The 18,646-nt window shown below is 72.7% G+C and carries 16 protein-coding genes and 1 pseudogene; 9 read left to right on the forward strand and 8 right to left on the reverse strand.

All coding sequences use genetic code 11. From position 1 onward, the window contains the following. Both AB0M59_RS37620 and AB0M59_RS37625 read right to left on the reverse strand, forming a co-directional pair. On the reverse strand, positions 1–642 hold the full coding sequence (locus AB0M59_RS37620) for a response regulator transcription factor (protein ID WP_364625095.1): 642 nt from the start codon (positions 640–642) through the stop codon (positions 1–3). Continuing rightward, a complete protein-coding gene (locus tag AB0M59_RS37625; protein WP_364624974.1) occupies positions 639–1,763 on the reverse strand; it encodes a histidine kinase in 1,125 nt (374 codons plus the stop codon). Before AB0M59_RS37625 ends, AB0M59_RS37620 begins: the two co-directional genes overlap by 4 nt. Before the next feature lie 96 nt (positions 1,764–1,859). Between AB0M59_RS37625 and AB0M59_RS37630 the strand changes: the two genes are divergently transcribed. Both AB0M59_RS37630 and AB0M59_RS37635 read left to right on the forward strand, forming a co-directional pair. Next, positions 1,860–2,714, forward strand: coding sequence for a M23 family metallopeptidase (locus tag AB0M59_RS37630; protein ID WP_364624976.1), 855 nt, complete (start codon positions 1,860–1,862; stop codon positions 2,712–2,714). A 158-nt stretch (positions 2,715–2,872) separates the two neighbouring features. After that, entirely contained in the window at positions 2,873–3,985 is a 1,113-nt protein-coding gene (locus tag AB0M59_RS37635) for a DUF4192 domain-containing protein (RefSeq protein WP_364624978.1), read from the forward strand. 64 nt (positions 3,986–4,049) lie between these two features. Here AB0M59_RS37635 and galE read toward each other — a convergent pair whose 3' ends face one another. The 3 genes from galE to AB0M59_RS37650 form a co-directional block, all read right to left on the reverse strand. Continuing rightward, entirely contained in the window at positions 4,050–5,039 is a 990-nt protein-coding gene (gene galE, locus AB0M59_RS37640; protein WP_364624980.1) for a UDP-glucose 4-epimerase GalE, read from the reverse strand. Between the two features lie 102 nt (positions 5,040–5,141). Further along, positions 5,142–6,326 (reverse strand): galactokinase, encoded by a 1,185-nt coding sequence (gene galK / locus AB0M59_RS37645; RefSeq protein ID WP_364624982.1) that lies wholly within the window; start codon positions 6,324–6,326, stop codon positions 5,142–5,144. After that, a complete protein-coding gene (locus AB0M59_RS37650) occupies positions 6,323–7,039 on the reverse strand; it encodes a metal-dependent transcriptional regulator (RefSeq protein ID WP_284741136.1) in 717 nt (238 codons plus the stop codon). The genes galK and AB0M59_RS37650 overlap by 4 nt, the downstream gene beginning before the upstream one ends. Before the next feature lie 113 nt (positions 7,040–7,152). Here AB0M59_RS37650 and AB0M59_RS37655 point away from each other — a divergent pair, with 113 nt between their 5' ends. The 4 genes from AB0M59_RS37655 (at position 7,153) to AB0M59_RS37670 (ending at position 13,119) form a co-directional block, all read left to right on the forward strand. Continuing rightward, positions 7,153–7,998 carry a sulfurtransferase gene (locus tag AB0M59_RS37655; RefSeq protein WP_364624984.1) on the forward strand — a complete coding sequence of 282 codons (846 nt, stop codon included), beginning with the start codon at positions 7,153–7,155 and terminating at the stop codon, positions 7,996–7,998. A gap of 133 nt (positions 7,999–8,131) precedes the next feature. Further along, entirely contained in the window at positions 8,132–9,301 is a 1,170-nt protein-coding gene (locus AB0M59_RS37660; protein WP_364624986.1) for an acetoin utilization protein AcuC, read from the forward strand. A gap of 2 nt (positions 9,302–9,303) precedes the next feature. After that, a complete protein-coding gene (locus tag AB0M59_RS37665; RefSeq protein WP_364624988.1) occupies positions 9,304–11,985 on the forward strand; it encodes a GNAT family N-acetyltransferase in 2,682 nt (893 codons plus the stop codon). Positions 11,986–11,988: 3 nt separating this feature from the next. Then, positions 11,989–13,119, forward strand: coding sequence for a serine hydrolase domain-containing protein (locus AB0M59_RS37670; protein ID WP_364624990.1), 1,131 nt, complete (start codon positions 11,989–11,991; stop codon positions 13,117–13,119). 252 nt (positions 13,120–13,371) lie between these two features. Here the strand turns inward: AB0M59_RS37670 and AB0M59_RS37675 are convergent. The 3 genes and pseudogenes from AB0M59_RS37675 to AB0M59_RS37685 all read right to left on the reverse strand — a co-directional run bounded on the left by AB0M59_RS37675 (position 13,372) and on the right by AB0M59_RS37685 (position 16,674). Then, positions 13,372–14,422, reverse strand: a pseudogene (locus AB0M59_RS37675) (LLM class F420-dependent oxidoreductase). A 65-nt stretch (positions 14,423–14,487) separates the two neighbouring features. Then, positions 14,488–15,504 (reverse strand): acyl-CoA dehydrogenase family protein, encoded by a 1,017-nt coding sequence (locus AB0M59_RS37680; protein ID WP_364624992.1) that lies wholly within the window; start codon positions 15,502–15,504, stop codon positions 14,488–14,490. A gap of 9 nt (positions 15,505–15,513) precedes the next feature. Then, complete coding sequence (locus tag AB0M59_RS37685) at positions 15,514–16,674, reverse strand: acyl-CoA dehydrogenase family protein (protein WP_364624994.1); 1,161 nt, start codon at positions 16,672–16,674, stop codon at positions 15,514–15,516. A 70-nt stretch (positions 16,675–16,744) separates the two neighbouring features. Between AB0M59_RS37685 and AB0M59_RS37690 the strand changes: the two genes are divergently transcribed. From AB0M59_RS37690 to AB0M59_RS37700, 3 genes are all read left to right on the forward strand, one after another. Beyond that, the gene (locus AB0M59_RS37690; protein ID WP_364624996.1) at positions 16,745–16,936 is read left to right on the forward strand and encodes a ferredoxin; all 192 of its coding nucleotides are present in this window, start codon (positions 16,745–16,747) and stop codon (positions 16,934–16,936) included. 82 nt (positions 16,937–17,018) lie between these two features. Beyond that, on the forward strand, positions 17,019–17,876 hold the full coding sequence (locus AB0M59_RS37695) for a 3-oxoacyl-ACP reductase (RefSeq protein ID WP_364624997.1): 858 nt from the start codon (positions 17,019–17,021) through the stop codon (positions 17,874–17,876). Then, positions 17,873–18,637, forward strand: coding sequence for a glucose 1-dehydrogenase (locus AB0M59_RS37700; RefSeq protein ID WP_364624999.1), 765 nt, complete (start codon positions 17,873–17,875; stop codon positions 18,635–18,637). Before AB0M59_RS37695 ends, AB0M59_RS37700 begins: the two co-directional genes overlap by 4 nt. The last annotated feature ends 9 nt before the right edge of the window (positions 18,638–18,646 follow it).

Below are 18,646 nucleotides of genomic sequence, written 5' to 3' on the forward strand. Positions count from 1 at the left end.
TCAGTCCGCGATGCCCGTCCGGTAGGCGAAGGCGACCGCCTGCGCGCGGTCCCGCAGCCGGGCCTTGGTGAACAGGTGGTTCACGTGGGTCTTCACGGTCGCCTCGCTCACGACGAGCGTGCGCGCGATCTCCGTGTTCGACAGGCCCGCCGCGATCAGCCGCAGCACCTCGATCTCGCGGGCGGTCAGGCCTTCGATCTCCTTGACCCGCTGGGGTGCGCTGCGGGTGGCGGCCTCGACGAGCCGGCGCTGCAGCTCGCCGTCCACTGTGGACTGGCCGGCGGCCGCCGAGCGCAGCGCCCGGGCGATCGCCTCGGCGTCGGCGTCCTTCGTGAGGAACCCGCGGGCGCCGGCGCGCAACGCGGCCAGCAGCGACTCGTCGTCGGCGTAGGTGGTCAGCACGACGACCTCGGTGCCCGGGTGCTCGGCGCGGATCCGCTCGGTGGTCTCCACGCCGTCGCAGCGCGGCATCCGCAGGTCCACGAGCACGACGTCGGGGTGGTGCTCGGCGACGAGGTCGAGGGCGCCCAGGCCGTCGGCGGCGGCGCCGACCACCTCGACGCCCGGCAGCAGCCCGAGCAGCGTGACCAGGCCTTCCCGGACGACCGCCTGGTCGTCGGCCAGCACGACGCGCAGCGTCACGCCGGCACCGTCAGGTGAATCCGCCATCCGTCCTCCCCCGGCCCGCTCTCGAACCGCCCGTCGAGCAGCGCGACCCGTTCGCTCATCCCGCGCAAACCGTAGCCTGCCGCCGGCGCGTCCGGCGGGTGCCTGCCCTGCCGGTCGGCGACGGTCAGCGCGACGCTGCCGGAGCCGTAGTCCAGGGTGACGTCGACCTCGGCCCGCGCCGCGTGCTTGCGCGTGTTGGCCAGTGCCTCCTGCACCGCGCGGACCAGCGCGGTGCCGACCGCCGGGGCGAGTTCGCGCGGTTCGCCCTCGACCGTCAGGTCGGCCCGGGCCCCGCTGTCCAGCCGGTAGGCGGTGAGGAGGTCCGCGATCGTGCGTTCGACCGGGACGGCGTCCTCGCGCAGCGCGGCGACGGCCTTGCGGGCTTCGGCGAGGCCTTCCGACGCCAGCTTCTGCGCCCGTTCGATCTGCGCGACGGCGTCCGGGCTCGCCCCGTCGCGCACCAGCATGAGCCGCGCGCCCTGCAGGTTGAGGGACAGCCCGGCCAGCGAGTGCGCGAGGACGTCGTGCAGCTCGCGGGCGATGCGGGCGCGTTCGGCCAGGGCGGCGGCGCGCGTGTGCTCTTCGGTGGCCGTCTGCGCGCGGGCCAGCGCCAGTTCGGTCTGCTCGATCCGGGCGATCCGGGTCCGCCGGTTGAGGCCGAGCAGCACGATCACGGCGACGATCGCGTACGTCGGCAGCGCGCCGTCCCAGGCGTGGTGGTAGCCCGCCCAGAACGAGATCGCGGCGAGGTCCAGGGCGACCGCGAGGATGATCGGCACCTTCGGCTGCCAGAGCACGACGAAGAACGTGGTGCTGAACATCGTCACCGAGGCCCAGCTGTTCGGCACGATCGCCCACAGGGTGCCCGCGGCCGCGATCACGGCAAGGGTCACGACCGGCACGAGCCGGTGCCCGCCGCTGACGCCCTGGATCCACAGGAGCGGGAGCGACAGGGTCAGGGTGATCCCGATCAGGACCCACGAGAGGGTGTTCGCCCGGGGCATCGCGGCGAACATCGGCACCGCGATGAGCCCCCAGCGCACCCAGTCCTGGGCCTGGGGAAACCGGCGGAATCCGGCTTGTCGGATGATCATCTTCGGGTGGCCTCCGCGGGTGCTTGTACGGAAAATGTACCGACGCGGGCTTCCCTTCGTGGTGTCGAGATGTCCCGTTCGTCAGGAGGTTCGCCCATGTCCAGGTTGCGACGGCTCGCCGTGTTCGCCGCCGCCGCGGCGCTGCCCGCGCTCGGCCTCACCCTCGCCGGCTCGGCGACCGCGTCGGCCGCGCCGAACTTCCAGGTGCCGTTCAAGTGCGGGGTCACCGTGACCGCGGCGACGTTCAGCGGCCACAGCCCGGAGTACTCGGTCGACTTCCAGAAGTCGGGCATCACGGGCATGCCGGTGCTGGCCGCGGCGTCCGGCACGGTGACGCGGGTCGCCGACGAGGGCAGCACCAGCTACGGCAAGTGGATCGAGGTGGACCACGGCAGCGGCTGGCGCACCCGGTACGCGCACCTGTCGGCCCAGGAGGTCTCGGTCGGGCAGTCGGTCGCCGGCGGCAAGGAGCTCGGCAAAGCGGGCGCGACCGGCGGGGTCACCGGCCCGCACCTGCACTTCGAAGAGCGGCTGAACGGTGTCGTGCAGAAGGCGAAGCTGAACGGCGTCGCCGTGCCGTACTACGGGCACACGAACTTCACGAGCAAGAACAACTGCGGCGGCAACCCGTACTCCGCCGAAGAGGTCTGCGGCTCGGGCTTCTCCGTCGTCGACCAGCAGGCGCTGGCCGGCTCGTCCGGCACGACCTACCTGCTGTACAACGCGTCGACCAAGGCGAACTGCGTGACGACGCTGAAGGCGACGTCGCTCGGCACGGCCAGCCCGGTTTCGGCGTTCCTCGAGGTCCAGGGGGCGGCGCGGGTGACCGACTCCGGCAGCTTCACCTACTACGCCGGACCGGTGAAGAAGACCGCCGAAGCGACCTGCGTGAAGTGGGGCGGCTCGGTCGGCAGCAACACCTACGAAAGCGGTTTCGAGCACTGCGGCTGAGCCAGGCCGGTCGGTGGGGCCGGGCACTCTAGCCCGCCCCACCGACAAAAACCCGCCGACCGGCGGGCTCCCGGTCGGTTCCGTCCACATCGGCCCCGGCCATCCACAGATTTGCCGCCACCGCCCCAGCCGGCCCCGTCTTGCCCCACGGTGGAGGCATGACCACTGCCACCCCGACCGGCCGGCCGCCGGTCGACCTCCGAAGCCCCGCGCAGCTGCTGGCCGCGCTCCCTTACCTGATCGGGTTCCGGCCCGCGAACTCCGTCGTCCTGCTCGGCCACCGGGCACCCGCGGGCGACCGGCTGGGCCTGGTGCTGCGCGGCGAAATCCCGCGTCGCGAAGACCAGGCCCACCAGGCCCGCGCGCTCGCCCCGCGGTTCGCCCTGGCCCCGCACACGGGCGTGACGCTGGTGGTGATCGGCGGCCGGCGAAGACCCGGCAGCCCGCCGCCGCACGCGGGCTTCGTCGAGCTGCTGGATGACGCACTCGGCGAGTTCGGCCTCCCGGTGCTGCACGCGATGTGGGTGGCGGACATCAGCGAAGGCGCACCGTGGGGGTGCTACGCGGACCCGGACTGCGGCGGCGAGCTGCCGGACCCCCGCTCGACCGTGGTGGCGGCGGTCGCGACTGGCGGCGGCACGGTGGCGTTCGACAGCCGCGACGAGCTGGAGATGCTGCTGGCCCCACGTTCGCCGGAAGCGCTGGCCCGCCGCGCCGAAGCGCTGGCCCGGCAGCCCTCATCACCCTGGCCCGAAGCGACACGCGTCTCCGAGGCGGCGTCGGTGATCCGAGCGGCGTTCGAGCACCAGGTGCGCGGTTCGGGGCCGCCGACGGACGAGGAAGCGGTCTTGCTCGCGAGCGCCCTGAAACTCCCGGAGATCCGGGACATGTGCCTCGGGATGGCGGTCCCACCCCACACCCCGGCCGCGCGCGAGGCGGAGCGCCTGTGGCTGACGCTGGTCCAGGAGCTCCCCGCCCCGGCACGCGCGGAAGCGGCGGCCCTGCTGGGATACACGGCCTTCATGCGCGGCGACGGCACGTTCGCGGGCATGGCCTTGGACAATGCGCTGGCGGCGAAGCCGGACCACGTGTTGGCCGGGTTGTTGAGGACAGTGCTGAGTCACGGCATGCCCCCGGGCCAGCTGCTGGGCCTGGCGCTGACCGCGGACCCGACGGGTTTGTCGGGCTTCGGCCTGGCTCCGCCGGACTTCGGGGAGCCCGGTGTGGGCTTGCCGTTGGGTGTCGCGTGTGGACGTTCGGAGGCTCGGTAAGGTCAGCCTTGAGCGGCGGCGGCGTCGGCCTGGGTGAACGCCGGCTCGGCGGGTTGCGGCGACCTCAGCCCTGAGCGCCCTGGCGGGACTGGGTGAACTGCCAAGCGTCCCGGACGATCCCGGTCAGTTCGGTCCGCTCCGGCTTCCAGTCGAGCTCTGCCCGGGCCCGGTCGCTGGCCGCCACGAGCACCGACGGATCGCCCGCCCGCCGCGGCGCCACCTCGGCCGGGATCGGGTGCCCCGTGACCTCGCGGCACGCCTCGATCACCTCGAGCACGGAGAACCCCGTGCCACTGCCCAGGTTGTAGATGCGGTGCGCACCCGCCGTCGCGTGCTTCAGCGCCAGCAGGTGGGCGTCCGCGAGGTCCGCGACGTGGATGTAGTCGCGGATCGCCGTGCGGTCCGGCGTCGGGTAGTCGTCGCCGAAGATCTTGATCTGTTCGCGGTCGCCCGTGGCGACCTGGAGAACGAGGGGAATCAGATGGGTTTCCGTGGTGTGGCGCTCCCCGAACGCGCCGTACGCGCCCGCGACGTTGAAGTACCGCAGGCTCACCGCCGCCAGCCCGTGCGCGCCGGCGAAGCTGGTGATCGCGTGGTCGATCGCGAGCTTCGTCGCGCCGTAGGTGTTGGTCGGCCGGGCCGGCGCGGACTCCTGGATGGGCGACTGCTCCGGCTCGCCGTAGGTCGCCGCGGTCGAGGAGAACACCAGGCGCGGCGTGCCGTGCTCGCGCATGGCCTCGAGCAGCCGCAGCGACGTGACGACGTTGCCTTCCCAGTACTTCGCCGGCTCCGTCATCGACTCGCCGACCAGCGACTTGGCCGCGAAGTGCAGCACGCCGTCGAAGCCCTCGCGCAGCAGGCTGCCCGCCACCTCGGCGGCGTCGCCCTCGACGAACCGCGCGTCCGGGTGGACGGCGTCGGCGTGGCCGGTGGACAGGTCGTCGACGACGGTGACCTGGTGCCCGGCCTCGATCAGCCGGGCGGCGCAGACACTGCCGACGTACCCGGCTCCGCCCGTGACGACCAGCTTCAGGGCGTTGCTCTGTTCCGACACGTCCAGGCCTTCCTGCCGAGGGTGCTGACTGTGCGTCTCAGTCTTCCCCCATGGCGACGCGCGGGTCCGCGCGGGGGTTGCCCCGAGCGGACCCGCGCGGCCTCAGAGCTCGTCGCGTCCGGCGCCGCGGGAGGGCACCGCGGTGAACATCCGCGGCCGCCGGTAGCCGGCCTTCTCGTACGCCGCTTCGACGGCCGCCTTGACCCCGTCGAGGTCGGCGTCGCGGACCAGCGCGATCGCCGAGCCGCCGAAGCCGCCGCCGGTCATCCGGGAGCCGAGGGCGCCGGCCGCCCGCGCCGAGTCGACCGCGAGGTCCAGCTCGGCCGTGGAGATCCGGTAGTCGTCGCGCATGCTGACGTGCGAGGCGTCCAGGTAGGGGCCGATGTCGGCCAGCCGGCCGGCGCGCAGCAGCTCGACCACCTCGAGCACCCGCTGGTTCTCGGTGACGACGTGCCGCACGAGCGGCACCAGGTCGTCGGGCAGCCGGTCGAGGGCAGCGGAGAGCCCTTCGACGGTGATGTCGCGCAGCGCCTTGACGCCGAGCAGCTCGGCGGCCCGTTCGGTGCCGCGGCGACGCTCGCCGTACCCGCCCTCGGCGTGCGAGTGCTTCGTGCGGGTGTCCATGATCAGCACCTGCAGCCCGGCATCGGCCAGGCCGAACGGCACCTGCTCCTGTTCGCCCGACCGGACGTCGAGGAACAGCACGCACGACTCGGTGCAGCAGAGGGACGCAGTCTGGTCGAGCAAGCCGGTGGGCGCGCCGACGAAGTCGTTTTCCGAACGCTGGACCCACCGCGCGACCTCGGGCCGCGTGGGGACGCGGTCGCCGGGCGCGCCCAGCTCCAGCCCGGCCAGGCCCAGCAACGCCAGCGATACCGCGCACTCGAGCGCGTGGGAGGAGGACAGCCCCGCCCCCGACGGCACATCCCCGGCGACCACCAGGTTCGCGCCCGCCGAAAAGCCCTGGTCGCGCAGCACCCAGGCGACCCCCGCCGGGTACGCGGCCCACCCGTCGACGGTGCCCGGCGCCAGGTCGGCGATCTTGAGCTCGCCGGAGCGCTGGAGCTGGCCGTCGTCGCCCAGGGTGGCCACGGACAGGACGCCGTCCTCGCGGGGCGACGCCGCCGCGGCCAGGCGGTGCGGCAGGGCGAACGGCAGCACGAAGCCGTCGTTGTAGTCGGTGTGCTCGCCGATCAGGTTGACGCGCCCCGGCGCGGACCACACGCCGGCGGGCTCGCCGCCGTGCACCGTGCGGAACGCCGCCGCGGCTTCCGAAGCCGGGCTCACCTGGCCAGCGCCAGGACGGCGTGCAGCGCGGAGCTGGCGACCTGGGCGGTGGTGTCCCCGCCGGTGACCTCGACGGTGCCGCCGTTGGCCCGGCCGATGGTGACCGTGCCGCCCGGCACGATGCCGACGGACTTGAGCTCGGTCATCAGCGACTCGTCCAGCTGGACGTGCTCGGCGATGCGCCGGATCTCGACGCGGCCGCCGCCGGTGCGGGCGAACTCGTCGAGCCGGACGAGGTCGGCCTCGGCGGGCGGTGCCGGGTCGCCGTCGCCCAGCTTGTCCAGACCGGGGATCGGGTTGCCGTAGGGGGAGGTGGTCGGGTGGTCGAGCAGCTTGACCAGCTTGCGCTCGACGGCCTCGCTCATGACGTGTTCCCACCGGCACGCCTCGTTGTGCACGTGCTCCCACTCGAGCCCGATGACGTCGACGAGGAGACGCTCGGCCAGGCGGTGCTTGCGCATGACGGCGATGGCCAGTTCGCGGCCGTGGTCGGTCAGCTGGAGGTGCCGGTCGTCGGCCACCACGACCAGCCCGTCGCGCTCCATGCGGGCGACGGTCTGGCTCACGGTCGGGCCGCTCTGCTGCAGGCGCTCGGCGATGCGGGCGCGCAGCGGAACGACACCTTCTTCTTCGAGCTCGTAGATCGTACGCAAGTACATCTCGGTGGTGTCGATGAGATCGTTCACGCTGTCCCCTTCGTCCGCGTTGCTCATCGTAGTCGTTGACCCCGACAGCGGCGGCGGCCCTCAGAGATAACAACTCGCCGGTGACGGATATGTCCGCACCCCGGCGCGGCCGGGCGGGCGGCCGCTGGAAGATGGGAGGCATGCGTCCGCTGATCAGCACCACCGACCTCGCCGCCGCGCTGGCCGGCCCGGCCGGGGACCGGCCCGTCGTCCTCGACGTCCGCTGGCGGCTCGCCGGCCCGCCCGGCGCCGATTCCTACCGCGAAGGCCACGTGCCCGGCGCCGTCTTCACCGACCTCGACCGTGTGCTCGCGGGCGAGCCGGGCGAGGGCGGCCGGCACCCGCTGCCCGATCCGGCCGACTTGCAGCGTGATCTGCGCGCGGCCGGCGTGCGGGCGGGCACGCCGGTGGCGGTCTACGACGACGCCGACGGCTCGGTGGCCGCGCGGGCGTGGTGGCTGCTGCGCTGGGCCGGCCACGACGAGGTGGCAGTGCTCGACGGTGGTTACGCTGCGTGGATCGCCGGCGGTCACCCGGTGAGCGCGGACCCCGCGCGGCCGGAGCCGGGCGACGTCACGGTCCGCCCGGGCGGCATGCCGGTGCTCGACGCGGACGAAGCGGCGGCGCTGGCCCGCGACGGACTGCTGCTCGACGCCCGCGCCACCCCGCGCTACACGGGTGAGACCGAGCCGGTCGACCCGCGGGCGGGCCACATCCCGGGCGCGGTGAACGCACCGTTCGCGGCCCACACGGACGACGACGGCCATTGGCGCGCGCCCGAGGAGCTGGCCGCCCGGTTCGCGGACCTGGGCCTGCGCCCGGGCGAGCCGGTCGGCGCGTACTGCGGCTCGGGGGTCACGGCGAGCTCGGTGGTGCTGGCACTGGAGCTGGCGGGCCACCCGGGCGCGGGCCTGTACGCGGGCTCGTGGTCCCACTGGTCCCGGGACCCGCACCGCCCCGCGGCGACGGGCACCCTCCCCGGCTGACCGGACCCCCGAAAGCCGTGAAGGCCTCCTTGACGGCCCAAGATGCCGGTAAGGAGGCCTTCGCGGCTTTCACCGCGTGCCGGAGCGGTCTTCGAAGTCACGGATCTCCGCGATCGGCACTACAGTCGACCGCATGTCGCCGGCTGTCGTTTGGGACTCCGCCCTGCTGGGTTACGACCTGGGCGGGGACCACCCGTTCAACCCCGTCCGGCTCGAGCTCACCGTCCGGCTGGCCACCGAGCTCGGCGTGCTCGACAACGTGCCGCTGCTGGTCCCCACCAGCGCCGGGGACGAGGAACTGCTCCGCATCCACGCCCCCGAGTACATCGCCGCCGTGCGGGAGGCGCCGCTTGTCGGATGGGACGTCGGGCACGGGCTCGGCACCTCCGACAACCCCGTCTTCTCCGATATGCACGACGCCTCCGCGCTGGTCGTCGGCTCGACGCTGCTCGCCGCCCGGAAGATCGCCGAAGGCGAGGCGACACGGGCCGTCAACATCGCCGGCGGCCTGCACCACGCCATGCGCGACCAGGCGTCCGGGTTCTGCGTCTACAACGACTGCGCCGTCGCCATCTCGTGGCTGCTCGACCACGGCTTCGACCGCATCGCCTACATCGACACCGACGTCCACCACGGCGACGGCGTCCAGGCCGCCTTCTACGACGACCCCCGCGTCCTCACCATCTCGATGCACCAGCACCCCTTCACGCTCTGGCCGGGCACCGGCTACTCCGCCGAGACCGGCCGCGGGAAGGCCGACGGCACCTCGGTCAACGTGCCGCTGCCGCCGCGGACCCGGGACCCCGGGTGGCTGCGCGCCTTCAACGCCGTCGTCCCGTCCCTGCTCGCCGACTTCGAGCCGCAGCTGCTGTTCACCCAGTGCGGCGTCGACTCGCACGAAGAAGACCCGCTCGCCGATCTCTCGCTGAGTGTCGACGGGCACCGCACCATCTACGCCACCCTCCGCGACCTCGCCGAGACCTACGCCGGCGGCAAGTGGATCGCCGTCGGCGGGGGCGGCTACCAGCTGATCCGGGTCGTCCCGCGGTCGTGGACGCACCTGATCGCCACCGTCCTCGACCGGGACATCGCCCCGGCGACGCCGCTGCCGCCCGGCTGGGTCTCCACCGTCAGCAAGGCCGCGCCGCACGCCGAGCTGCCGACGGCGATGACCGACGACCGCGAAACCGAGTTCAAGCCGTGGGGCGACGGCGAGGACGACCCGGTCGACGTCGCCGTCCGGGACACCCGCCGGGCCGTCTTCCCCCTGCACGGTCTCGACCCGGACGACCCCAGGGACTGACGATGGCCGGCCGGGACCCCTTCGACTACCCCCGCGACTGGGAGGCCGACGTCGTGCTGTCCGACGGCGGCACCGTCCACCTCCGCCCGATCGTCCCCACCGACGCCGACGGTCTCGTCGCCTTCCACGGCAAGCTGTCCGAGCGCACCCGCTACTTCCGCTACTTCGGCGCCTACCCACGGATCCCCGAGAAGGACCTCAAGCGCTTCTCCACCGTCGACCACCACGACCGGGTCGCGTTCGCCGCCTTCCTGGGCGACGACATCGTCGCCGTCGGCCGGTACGAGCGGCTCGACCACGGGCCCTCGGCGGAGGTCGCCTTCGTCGTCAGCGACGCGCACCAAGGACGCGGGCTCGGCTCGATCCTCCTGGAACACCTCGCCGCGGCCGCGGCGGAGTGCGGGCTGCGCCGGTTCGTCGCCGAGGTCCTCGCCGAGAACGCCGCGATGGTGCGGGTCTTCCGTGACGCCGGTTACCAGGTCAGCCGCGAGTTCGAGGAAGGCGTGCTGCACCTGGAGTTCGACATCGACCCGACCGAGGAGTCCCTCGCGGTCGCGCGCTCGCGGGAGCAGGCCGCCGAAGCGCGTAGCGTGCACAACCTGCTGCACCCGACTTCGGTCGCGGTGATCGGCGCCTCCGCCGAGCCGGGCAAGGTCGGCCACGTCGCCTTCGTGAACCTCCTGGCCGCCGCGTTCACCGGCACCGTCTACCCGGTCAACCCGGAGCACCGCTCGATCCGCGGCGTCCGCGCGTACCCGTCGGTGCTGGACATCCCGGACCCGGTCGACCTGGCCGTCGTCGCGGTGCCCGCCGAGGCCGTCGAGTCCGTTTTGGACGCTTGCCTCGCGAAGGGCGTCAAGACGCTGCTGATCCTCTCCAGCGGCTTCGCCGAAGCCGGGCCGCACGGCCTGCACGCCGAGCTGCGGCTGGTCGGAGAAGCGCGGGCGCACGGCATGCGCGTCGTCGGCCCGAACGCGCTCGGCGTGCTGAACACCGCGCCCGGCGTCCGGCTCAACGCCACCCTCGCGCCGCGCCTGCCCGTGCGCGGGCGCACCGGGTTCTTCTGCCAGTCCGGCGCCCTGGGCACGGCGATCCTCGCCGACGCCGAGTCGCGCGGCCTCGGCCTGTCGACGTTCGTCTCGGCCGGAAACCGCGCCGACGTCTCGGGCAATGACCTGCTCCAGTACTGGGAAACCGACCCGGACACCGACCTCGTCCTGCTGTACCTCGAGTCCTTCGGCAACCCGCGCAAGTTCGCTCGGCTGGCCAGGAGGCTCGCGCGGACGAAGCCGATCGTCGCGGTGAAGTCGGGGCGGCACGCGGTGCGCCCGCAGCTGGCCGCGACGTCGACGGAGATCGACGAGGCCAGCGTCCAGGCCCTGTTCGAGCAGGCCGGCGTCGTGCGCGTGGAGTCGCTGGCGCAGCTGTTCGACACCGCGCTCGTCTTCGCCCACCAGCCGCTGCCCGCCGGGCCGCGGATCGGCATCGTCGGCAACTCCAGCGCGATCGGGCTCCTGGCCGCCGACACCGCGCGCATGCAGGGGCTGCGGCTCGCGTTCGATCCCGTGGACGTCGGCCCGCAGGCCGGGCCGGAGGACTTCGCCAAGGCGGTCGGCGAGGCGCTGACCTCGCCGGACACCGACGCGCTGGTCGTCGTGTTCGCCCCGCCGGTCGCGATCCCGGGCACGTCGTACGCGCGCGCCCTGCGCGAAACCGTGGTCGAACTGGGGCAGCGCAAGCCGATCGTCTCGACGTTCCTCGCCGCCGAAGGCGTGCCTGACGAGCTGGCCGTGTCGACGGACGACGGCGTGCCGACGCGTGGCTCGATCCCGTCCTACCCGAGCCCGGAACGCGCGGTGAACGCCCTCGCCGGGGTAATCCGGTACGCGGCGTGGCGTCAGCGCCCGCAAGGCACGCTGGTGCGGCCATCCGGGACCCACACCGAGCAGGCGCAGGGGCTCGTGCGCGAGCTGCTCGAAGCCGAGGACAGCCGGACGACGCTGCTGTCCGACACCGACGTCGTGCGGTTGCTGGGCTGCTACGGCATCGACGTCGTCCCGTTCCGCGTCACGTCCACAGTGGACGAAGCCGTCGCGGCGGCGGCCGAGCTGGGCTACCCGGTGACGCTCAAGGCCGTCGACGAGCGGCTGCGCGGCCGGCCCGACCTGGCCGGGGTGCGGCTCGACCTGGCGTCCGAAGAGGCCGTGCGCTCCGCTTACGAAACGCTGCGCGAGATCTCCGGCGACGACGACGTGTACGTCCAGCGGATGGCCCCGAAGGGCCTGTCGTGCGTGATCGGGCTGCAGGACGACCCGTCGTTCGGCACGCTCGTGTCGTTCGGGCTGTCCGGCCTGGTCAGCACGCTGCTGGGCGACCGCGCCTACCGGGCCGTGCCGCTCACCGACGTCGACGCGGCCACGCTGCTGCGCGAGCCGCGGACGGCGCCGCTGCTCACCGGCTACCGCGGCGACGAGCCCGCCGACCTTGCCGCCCTGCAGGACATGGTGCTGCGCGTCGCCGCGCTGGCCGAGGACAACCCGGAGGTGCGCTCGCTGGTGCTGGACCCGATCCTGGCGTCGCCGGACGGCGCCTTCGTCGCCAACGCCCGCCTCGTGCTGGGGCCGCCGCCGTCACGGCCCGACACCGGCCCGCGGCGCCTGCGCGCCATCAACCCCGTGGACTGAACCGTGCTGACCGAACTGCTGAAGCGGCACGCCGGGGACCTGCCCGGCGCGGTGGCCCTCGTCGCGCACGGCGACCAGGTCGAGGTGGCGGCCGTGGGCTCGGCCGACGCCGGGGGCACGGTGCCGATGGCGCGGGACTCGCTGTTCCGCATCGCGTCGCTGACCAAGCCGATCATGGCCGCGGCGGTCATGCTGCTCGTCGACGAGGGCGAGCTCGCGCTGGACGACCCGATCGCGCGGTGGCTGCCGGAGCTGGCGTCGCCGGTGGTCGTGCGGACGCCGGCCGGGCCGGTCGACGACGTCGTGCCCGCCGTCCGCCCGATCACGGTGGCCGACCTGCTGACGTTCCGCTGCGGGTACGGCCTCGCGGCGGACATGACGCTGCCCGCGGTCGACCTGCTGCTGCAGGTGCTGGGCCACCCGGCGGCGGCGCCGCGGGCCTTGGCGCCGGACGAGTGGGTGGCCGCGCTGGCGCAGGTGCCGCTGCTCCACCAGCCGGGGGAGGCGTGGCTCTACGACACCGGTTCGGACATCCAGGGCGTGCTGGTCGCGCGGGTGTCGGGCCGGCCGCTGCCGGAGTTCCTGGCGGAGCGGCTGTTCGAACCGCTGGGCATGGCCGACACCGGGTTCGCCGTGCCGACCGCGGCGCTGGGCCGGTTCACCAGCGCGTACCGGCCGGGCGAAGCGGGGCTGCGGCTGATCGACTCGCCGGAGGGCCGGTGGAGCGTCGCACCGCCGTTTCCGTCCGGCGCGGCGGGCCTGGTTTCGACGGCCGACGACCTGCTCGCGTTCGCCCGGTTCCTGCTGGACGAGGGCACCGCCGGCGACCACCGGCTGCTGACACCGGAGTCGGTGCACCGGATGACGGCCGACCACCTGACCCCGGCCCAGCGCGAGGCCGGGCGGGTGTTCCTGCGCGGCCAGGGCTGGGGCTACGGCGGCGCGGTCGACGTCGAGGCGAAGCAGCCGTGGGAGGTCCCGGGCCGCTACGGCTGGGTCGGCGGCGCGAGCACGGCGTGGCACCTGCTCCCGGCGACGGGCACGGTCACGGTCCTGCTGACGCAGGTCGAGATGACGAGCCCGGAACCGACCGAGCTGATGCGCGAGTTCTGGCAGTACGCCGCCGAGCAGTGACGGCCCGCGGGCGAGCAGCCGCGGTAGGCCGGCGCGCTCGCAGCGGGATTGCCTCCGCCGGTGCGGAGGCGGAGCTTCCGGGCTGGTGCGGAGGCAAGCCCGGCCCGCGCCGGTTGCCGACCATGCGCGATGCGGAGGCTCGACGCCGCTGCCGAGCCTCCGGTCGCGTCGGTCGCCCACCCCGGCCGACTCGAGAGCCTCCGCCTCGCGTCAGTCGCCCATCCCGGCCAACTCGAGAGCCTCCGCCTCGCGTCAGTCGCCCACCCCGGCCGACTCGAGAGCCTCCGCCGCGCACCGCAGCGCCGCCTTGTTCGCCGCCGGATCGTCGTGCACCGGCGACACCGCCAACGTCGTCACCCCCGCCTCGGCGAGAGCGCGCATCCCGTCGGCGATCCGCTCCTTCGGGCCGAGCAACGACGTCGCGTCCAGGAACTCCACCGGGATCGCCGCCATCGCGCCGTCGTAGTCCATCGTCAGGTACCGCTCGCGCACCTCGTCGGCCGCGGCTTCGTAGCCCATGCGGGCCACCAGGTCGCGGTAGAAGTTGCGCTCCCGGCTGCCCGCTCCGCCGACGAACCCCGCCACATACGGCCGGGCGTGGTCGGCCGCCCTTCGCCAGTCGGCGTCGACCGCCAGCGGGACCGTCGTCACCACGTCGAACCCGGCCAGCGTTTCGCCGATCTTCGCGCGGCCCGCGCGGATCCGGGCGAGCGCCTCGCCGCCGTGGTCGGGGGAGAAGAACAGGCCGAGCCAGCCGTCCGCGATTTCGCCCGTGAGTTCGAGGTTCTTCGGGCCGAGCGAAGCGAGGTAGAGCGGGATGTGCTCGCGCACCGGCGGCACCGCGAGCGGCAAAGCCTTGCCAGGGCCACCCGGCAGCGGCAGCCGGAAATGCGCGCCGTCGTGGCGGACCCGTTCGTACCGCAGGGCCTTGCGCACGATTTCCACGTATTCGCGCGTGCGTTCCAGCGGTTTCCCGAACGGGACGCCGTACCAGCCTTCGGCGACCTGCGGGCCGGAAACCCCGAGCCCGAGCCGGAACCGGCCGCCGGAAAGGTTGTCCAGGGTCGCCGTCGTCATCGCGGTCATGGTCGGGCGGCGCGCCGGGATCTGCAGGATCGCGCTGCCCAGATCGATCCGCTCGGTCCGCGCCGCCAGCCATGCCAGCACGGTCGCGGCGTCCGAACCGTAGGCCTCGGCCACCCACACCACGGAAAAACCCGAGGCGGTCGGCTTCCCCGGCCAGTTCGAGATTCGCCCAGTCGTCCCCGGCACCCCAATACCCGATGTTCAGTCCGATTTTCACGCACTCGAAGTTACCGTTGGTAATCATCGAACTACCGGTTTACAGGGGTGGGACAGGGGTGCCGATCATCCGGCGAGCAGGTTCCCCAGCGCCAGCAGCTGCGGAGTCGCCGAGCCCAGCTCGAATTCGAGGCGCTTCGCCGCCGTGAAGTAGCGGTGGACCTCGTGGTCCACGTCGATGCCGACGCCGCCGTGGACGTGGACCGTCGTGTGGGCCACCCGGTGGCCCGCCTCCGCCGCCCAGAACTTGGCCGTCGCCACCGCTTCCGCCGCCGGGAGGTCCGACGCGAGCCGCCACGCCGCCTGCAGGGACGTCAGCCGCACCGCCTCCACGTCGACGTAGGCGTCCGCGAGGCGCTGGCGGACCGCCTGGAACCCACCGATCACGTGGCCGAACTGCTTGCGCTCGGCCGCGTACGCCGCCGTCAGCTCCAAGGCCCGCTCGACCACGCCGAGCTGCTGCGCGCACACCCCGGCCGTCCCGCGCAGGCGCAGCCACTCGCCGATGTCGCCCAGCGAAGTCCCGGGCACGTCGGACAGTTCCACCAGACCAGCGTCCGCGTGGTCGGTCGTCTGCTGAGGCCGCACCGTCACGCCGGGCGCGGAAGCGTCGACCAGGAAGACCTCGTCGGCCGTTGCCACCAGGAAACCGTGGGCGAACGCGCCGAAGTGCACCGCGGACCGGGAGCCCGAGAGCAGTCCCTCCGAAGCGGTGAAACCGGACAGCGCCACCGCTAGAACGCGTTCTCCCCGCAGTACCGGCAGCACCCAGCGGTCCACCAGCTCCGGCGTGCCGAACTCGGCCACCGCCGACGCCGCCATCGTGATCGACGGCAGGTAGGGGACCGCCGCCACCGCGCGGCCGATCTCGGTGAGCACCGCGCACTGCTCCAGCAGGCCGAACCCGCCGCCGCCCAGCGAGGACGGCAGCGCCGCGTCGAGCACGCCGGCCTGCCCCAGGGCCGTCCACAAGGGAGCGTCGAAGCCGCCGGTGCCGTGCGGGTCGTGGCCGGCCTTGTCGGCGAGGATCCGCCGGGTCAGCGCCGCCAGGTCGGCCGACGCCTCGGAAGGGGTGAAGTCCATGAGACGCTCCTAGCGCGTGACGGGCAGGCCGAGGGCGGTCGCGGCGATCATGTCCCGCTGGATCTCGTTGGTGCCGCCGCCGAAGGTGAGGATCAGCGCGGATCGATGCAGCCGCTCGATCCGCCCGGCCAGCAGCGCGCCCGGCGAGCCGTCGCGGACGACGGCCCCCGCGCCCAGCACCTCCATCAGCAGGCGGTAGGCCTCGATCGCGAACTCCGTGCCGTACACCTTCGTCGCCGACGCCTCCGCCGGGCCGAGCTCGCTCGCCGCGGCCGCCCAGGCGATCCGCCAGTTCCGCAGCTTCAGGTACTCCGCGCCGGCGTGCACCCGCGCGAGGTGCAGCCGCACCCATTCCTGGTCGATGGCGCCGGTCTCCTTCGCCCAGGCCACGACGTCAGCGAGGGCCTTACGCACCGGCGCCGACGAGGTCAGCGCGACGCGTTCGTGGTTGAGCTGGTTGGTGATCAGCGGCCAGCCCGCGTTCTCGTCGGCGACGCGCGCGGACACCGGCACGCGCACCTCGTCGTAGTACGTCGCGCTGGTGCCCGCACCCGCCACGGTGCGCACCTTGGTCCAGGAGAACCCGGGCGCGGACGTCGGCACGATCAGGATCGACAGGCCGCGGTGCTTCTTGGCGTCGGGGTCGGTCCGGACGGCGAGCCAGACGTAGTCGGCGTACTCGATCAGGCTGGTCCACATCTTCTGCCCGGTGACGACGTACTCGTCGCCGTCGCGCACCGCGCGCGTCCGCAGCGACGCCAGGTCGGTGCCGGCCTCCGGCTCGGAGTAGCCGATCGAGAAGTGCAGCTCGCCGGCGGCGATCTTCGGCAGGTAGAACGCCTTCTGCTCTTCGGTGCCGTAGCGCATGATGGTCGGCCCGACGGTGTTCACCGTCAGGAACGGGACCGGGACCCCGGCGACGGCCGCTTCGTCGGTGAAGATGAGCTGGTCGAGCATCGGCCGGCCCTGCCCGCCGTACTCCTTCGGCCAGCCGAGCGCCAGCCAGCCGTCCTTGCCCAGCTGCCGGACGATCTCCTTGTACGCCAACCCGTCGCCGTACTCGTCGCCCGCGCGGAGGCTTTCCCGCCGTTCGGGCGTCATCAGCTCGGCGAAGTACTCACGGAGCTCCGCGGCCAGCGCGCGCTGCTCCGGTGTGTAGTCGATCCGCACCCGTCACCTCGATCCGGCGTTATAGTAGAACCTGTTCTAGTTGTACCAGGACTCACGCGGCGGAGGAAGCATGGAGATCGGCGTCGATCGTTCGCTCTGCGAGGCGAACGCGGTGTGCGTGGGGTTCGCGCCGGACGTCTTCGACCTGGACGACGACGAAGAACTCGTCATCGCGCCGGGCGCGGTGCCGGCCGACCAGGTAGAACGTGTTTCTGATGCGGTCAAGGGGTGCCCGAAGAACGCCCTGTTCATCGCCGGTTAGCGCCGTTTACTGAAAAGCTTGCTCTGAACGAGAACAGATTCTAGTGTAGGCCCGATCACAGGACTCGACGAGGAGGCCGCGCGTGAGCCTGACCGGCAGGACAGCGATCGTCACGGGCGCCGCCGCGGGCTTGGGGCGGGCCGAAGCGCTCGCCTTGGCCACCCGGGGCGCGACGGTCGTCGTCAACGACATCGGTGAGCCGAAGGACGTCGTCGAAGAGATCGAAGCCGCCGGTGGCAAGGCCGTCGCGGTCGCCGGCGACGTGGGGGAGCGGGCCACCGCGGACGCCCTCGTGGCGGCCGCGCTCGACCTCGGCGGGCTCGACATCGTCGTGAACAACGCCGGCGTGCTGCGCGACAAGATGCTCTTCTCGATGTCCGACGACGACTGGGACACCGTGCTCCGCGTCCACCTGCGCGGCCACTTCCTGTTGTCCCGCAACGCGACGAAGTACTGGCGGGATCAGTCCAAAGCGGACGGGAGGCCGGTCTACGGGCGACTGGTCAACACCGCGTCCGAAGCGTTCCTCATCGGCTCGCCCGGCCAGCCCAACTACGCCGCCGCCAAAGCCGGCATCACCGCGCTCACCATGTCGGCCGCCCGCGGCCTGGCCAAGTACGGCGTCCGCGCGAACGCGATCTGCCCTCGCGCGCGGACGGCGATGACCGAGGGCGTGTTCGGCGTGGCTCCCGCCGAGGGCGCCGACCCGCTCTCGGTCGAACACGTCGCACCTTTTGTCGCCTATCTCGCCTCACCTGCGGCCGAGCACGTCAACGGCCAGGTGTTCATCGTCCACGGCGGCACGGTGTCGCTGGTCGAAGCGCCGCGGATCGAGCGGCGCTGGTCCCTCGACGAGCTCGAGACGTCGGTCAGCTCCTTCTTCGCCGACCGCGACCCCGGCCGGATGTTCGCCACCACCGAAATCCTGGGAGAGTCATGAGGCTGGACGGGAAGATCGCCCTCATCACCGGCGCCGCGCGCGGCCAGGGCGAGGCCGCCGCACGCGCGTTCGTCGCCGAAGGCGCGAAGGTGCTGATCGCCGACATCCTCGACGACGAGGGCAAGCAGCTCGCCGCCGAACTCGGGGAGCGGGCCGTCTACCAGCACCTCGACGTCGGCGACGAGGACGGCTGGGTCACCGCCCTCGACCGGGTCACCACCGAGTTCGGCGCGCCGAACGTGCTGGTCAACAACGCGGGGATCCTCCATTTCTCCGAACTCGGCAAGACGAAACTGGCCGATTACGAACGCGTCATCCGGGTGAACCAGATCGGGGCGTTTCTCGGGATGCGCTCGGTCGTTGAACCGATGACCGCCGCCGGCGGTGGCTCCATCGTCAACGTGTCCTCTGTGGAGGGACTGGCCGGGATGCCCTACCTCGTCGCCTACACCGCGAGCAAGTTCGCCATCCGCGGGATGACCAAGGTCGCCGCGATGGAGCTCGGGAAGAAGCACATCCGCGTCAACTCGGTCCACCCCGGCGCGATCGACACGCAGATGGTCGAGACCGCCGCCGGCGGGCAGAAAGTCGACATGTCGTACGTCGGGAAGAAGGTCGCGCTCGGCCGCGTCGGGCAGCCCGAGGACGTCGCGAAACTGGTGTTGTTCCTCGCCAGCGACGAAAGCGCCTACTGCACGGGCGCGGAGTTCGTCGCGGACGGCGGTGCCACGGCCTCGCACGCCCTCAACCTGAGTTTCTGACGAGATCAG

This window comes from Amycolatopsis sp. NPDC051371 (assembly GCF_040682155.1).
GTDB lineage: Bacteria > Actinomycetota > Actinomycetes > Mycobacteriales > Pseudonocardiaceae > Amycolatopsis.

What these genes read in the sequence shown, in the direction of transcription:
- AB0M59_RS37625 (WP_364624974.1), bottom strand. Translation starts at nt 1,763, where the DNA reads ATGATCATCCGACAAGCCGGATTCCGCCGGTTTCCCCAGGCCCAGGAC.
- AB0M59_RS37630 (WP_364624976.1), top strand. Translation starts at nt 1,860, where the DNA reads ATGTCCAGGTTGCGACGGCTCGCCGTGTTCGCCGCCGCCGCGGCGCTG.
- AB0M59_RS37635 (WP_364624978.1), top strand. Translation starts at nt 2,873, where the DNA reads ATGACCACTGCCACCCCGACCGGCCGGCCGCCGGTCGACCTCCGAAGC.
- AB0M59_RS37650 (WP_284741136.1), bottom strand. Translation starts at nt 7,039, where the DNA reads ATGAGCAACGCGGACGAAGGGGACAGCGTGAACGATCTCATCGACACC.
- AB0M59_RS37655 (WP_364624984.1), top strand. Translation starts at nt 7,153, where the DNA reads ATGCGTCCGCTGATCAGCACCACCGACCTCGCCGCCGCGCTGGCCGGC.
- AB0M59_RS37660 (WP_364624986.1), top strand. Translation starts at nt 8,132, where the DNA reads ATGTCGCCGGCTGTCGTTTGGGACTCCGCCCTGCTGGGTTACGACCTG.
- AB0M59_RS37665 (WP_364624988.1), top strand. Translation starts at nt 9,304, where the DNA reads ATGGCCGGCCGGGACCCCTTCGACTACCCCCGCGACTGGGAGGCCGAC.
- AB0M59_RS37680 (WP_364624992.1), bottom strand. Translation starts at nt 15,504, where the DNA reads ATGGACTTCACCCCTTCCGAGGCGTCGGCCGACCTGGCGGCGCTGACC.
- AB0M59_RS37690 (WP_364624996.1), top strand. Translation starts at nt 16,745, where the DNA reads ATGGAGATCGGCGTCGATCGTTCGCTCTGCGAGGCGAACGCGGTGTGC.
- AB0M59_RS37700 (WP_364624999.1), top strand. Translation starts at nt 17,873, where the DNA reads ATGAGGCTGGACGGGAAGATCGCCCTCATCACCGGCGCCGCGCGCGGC.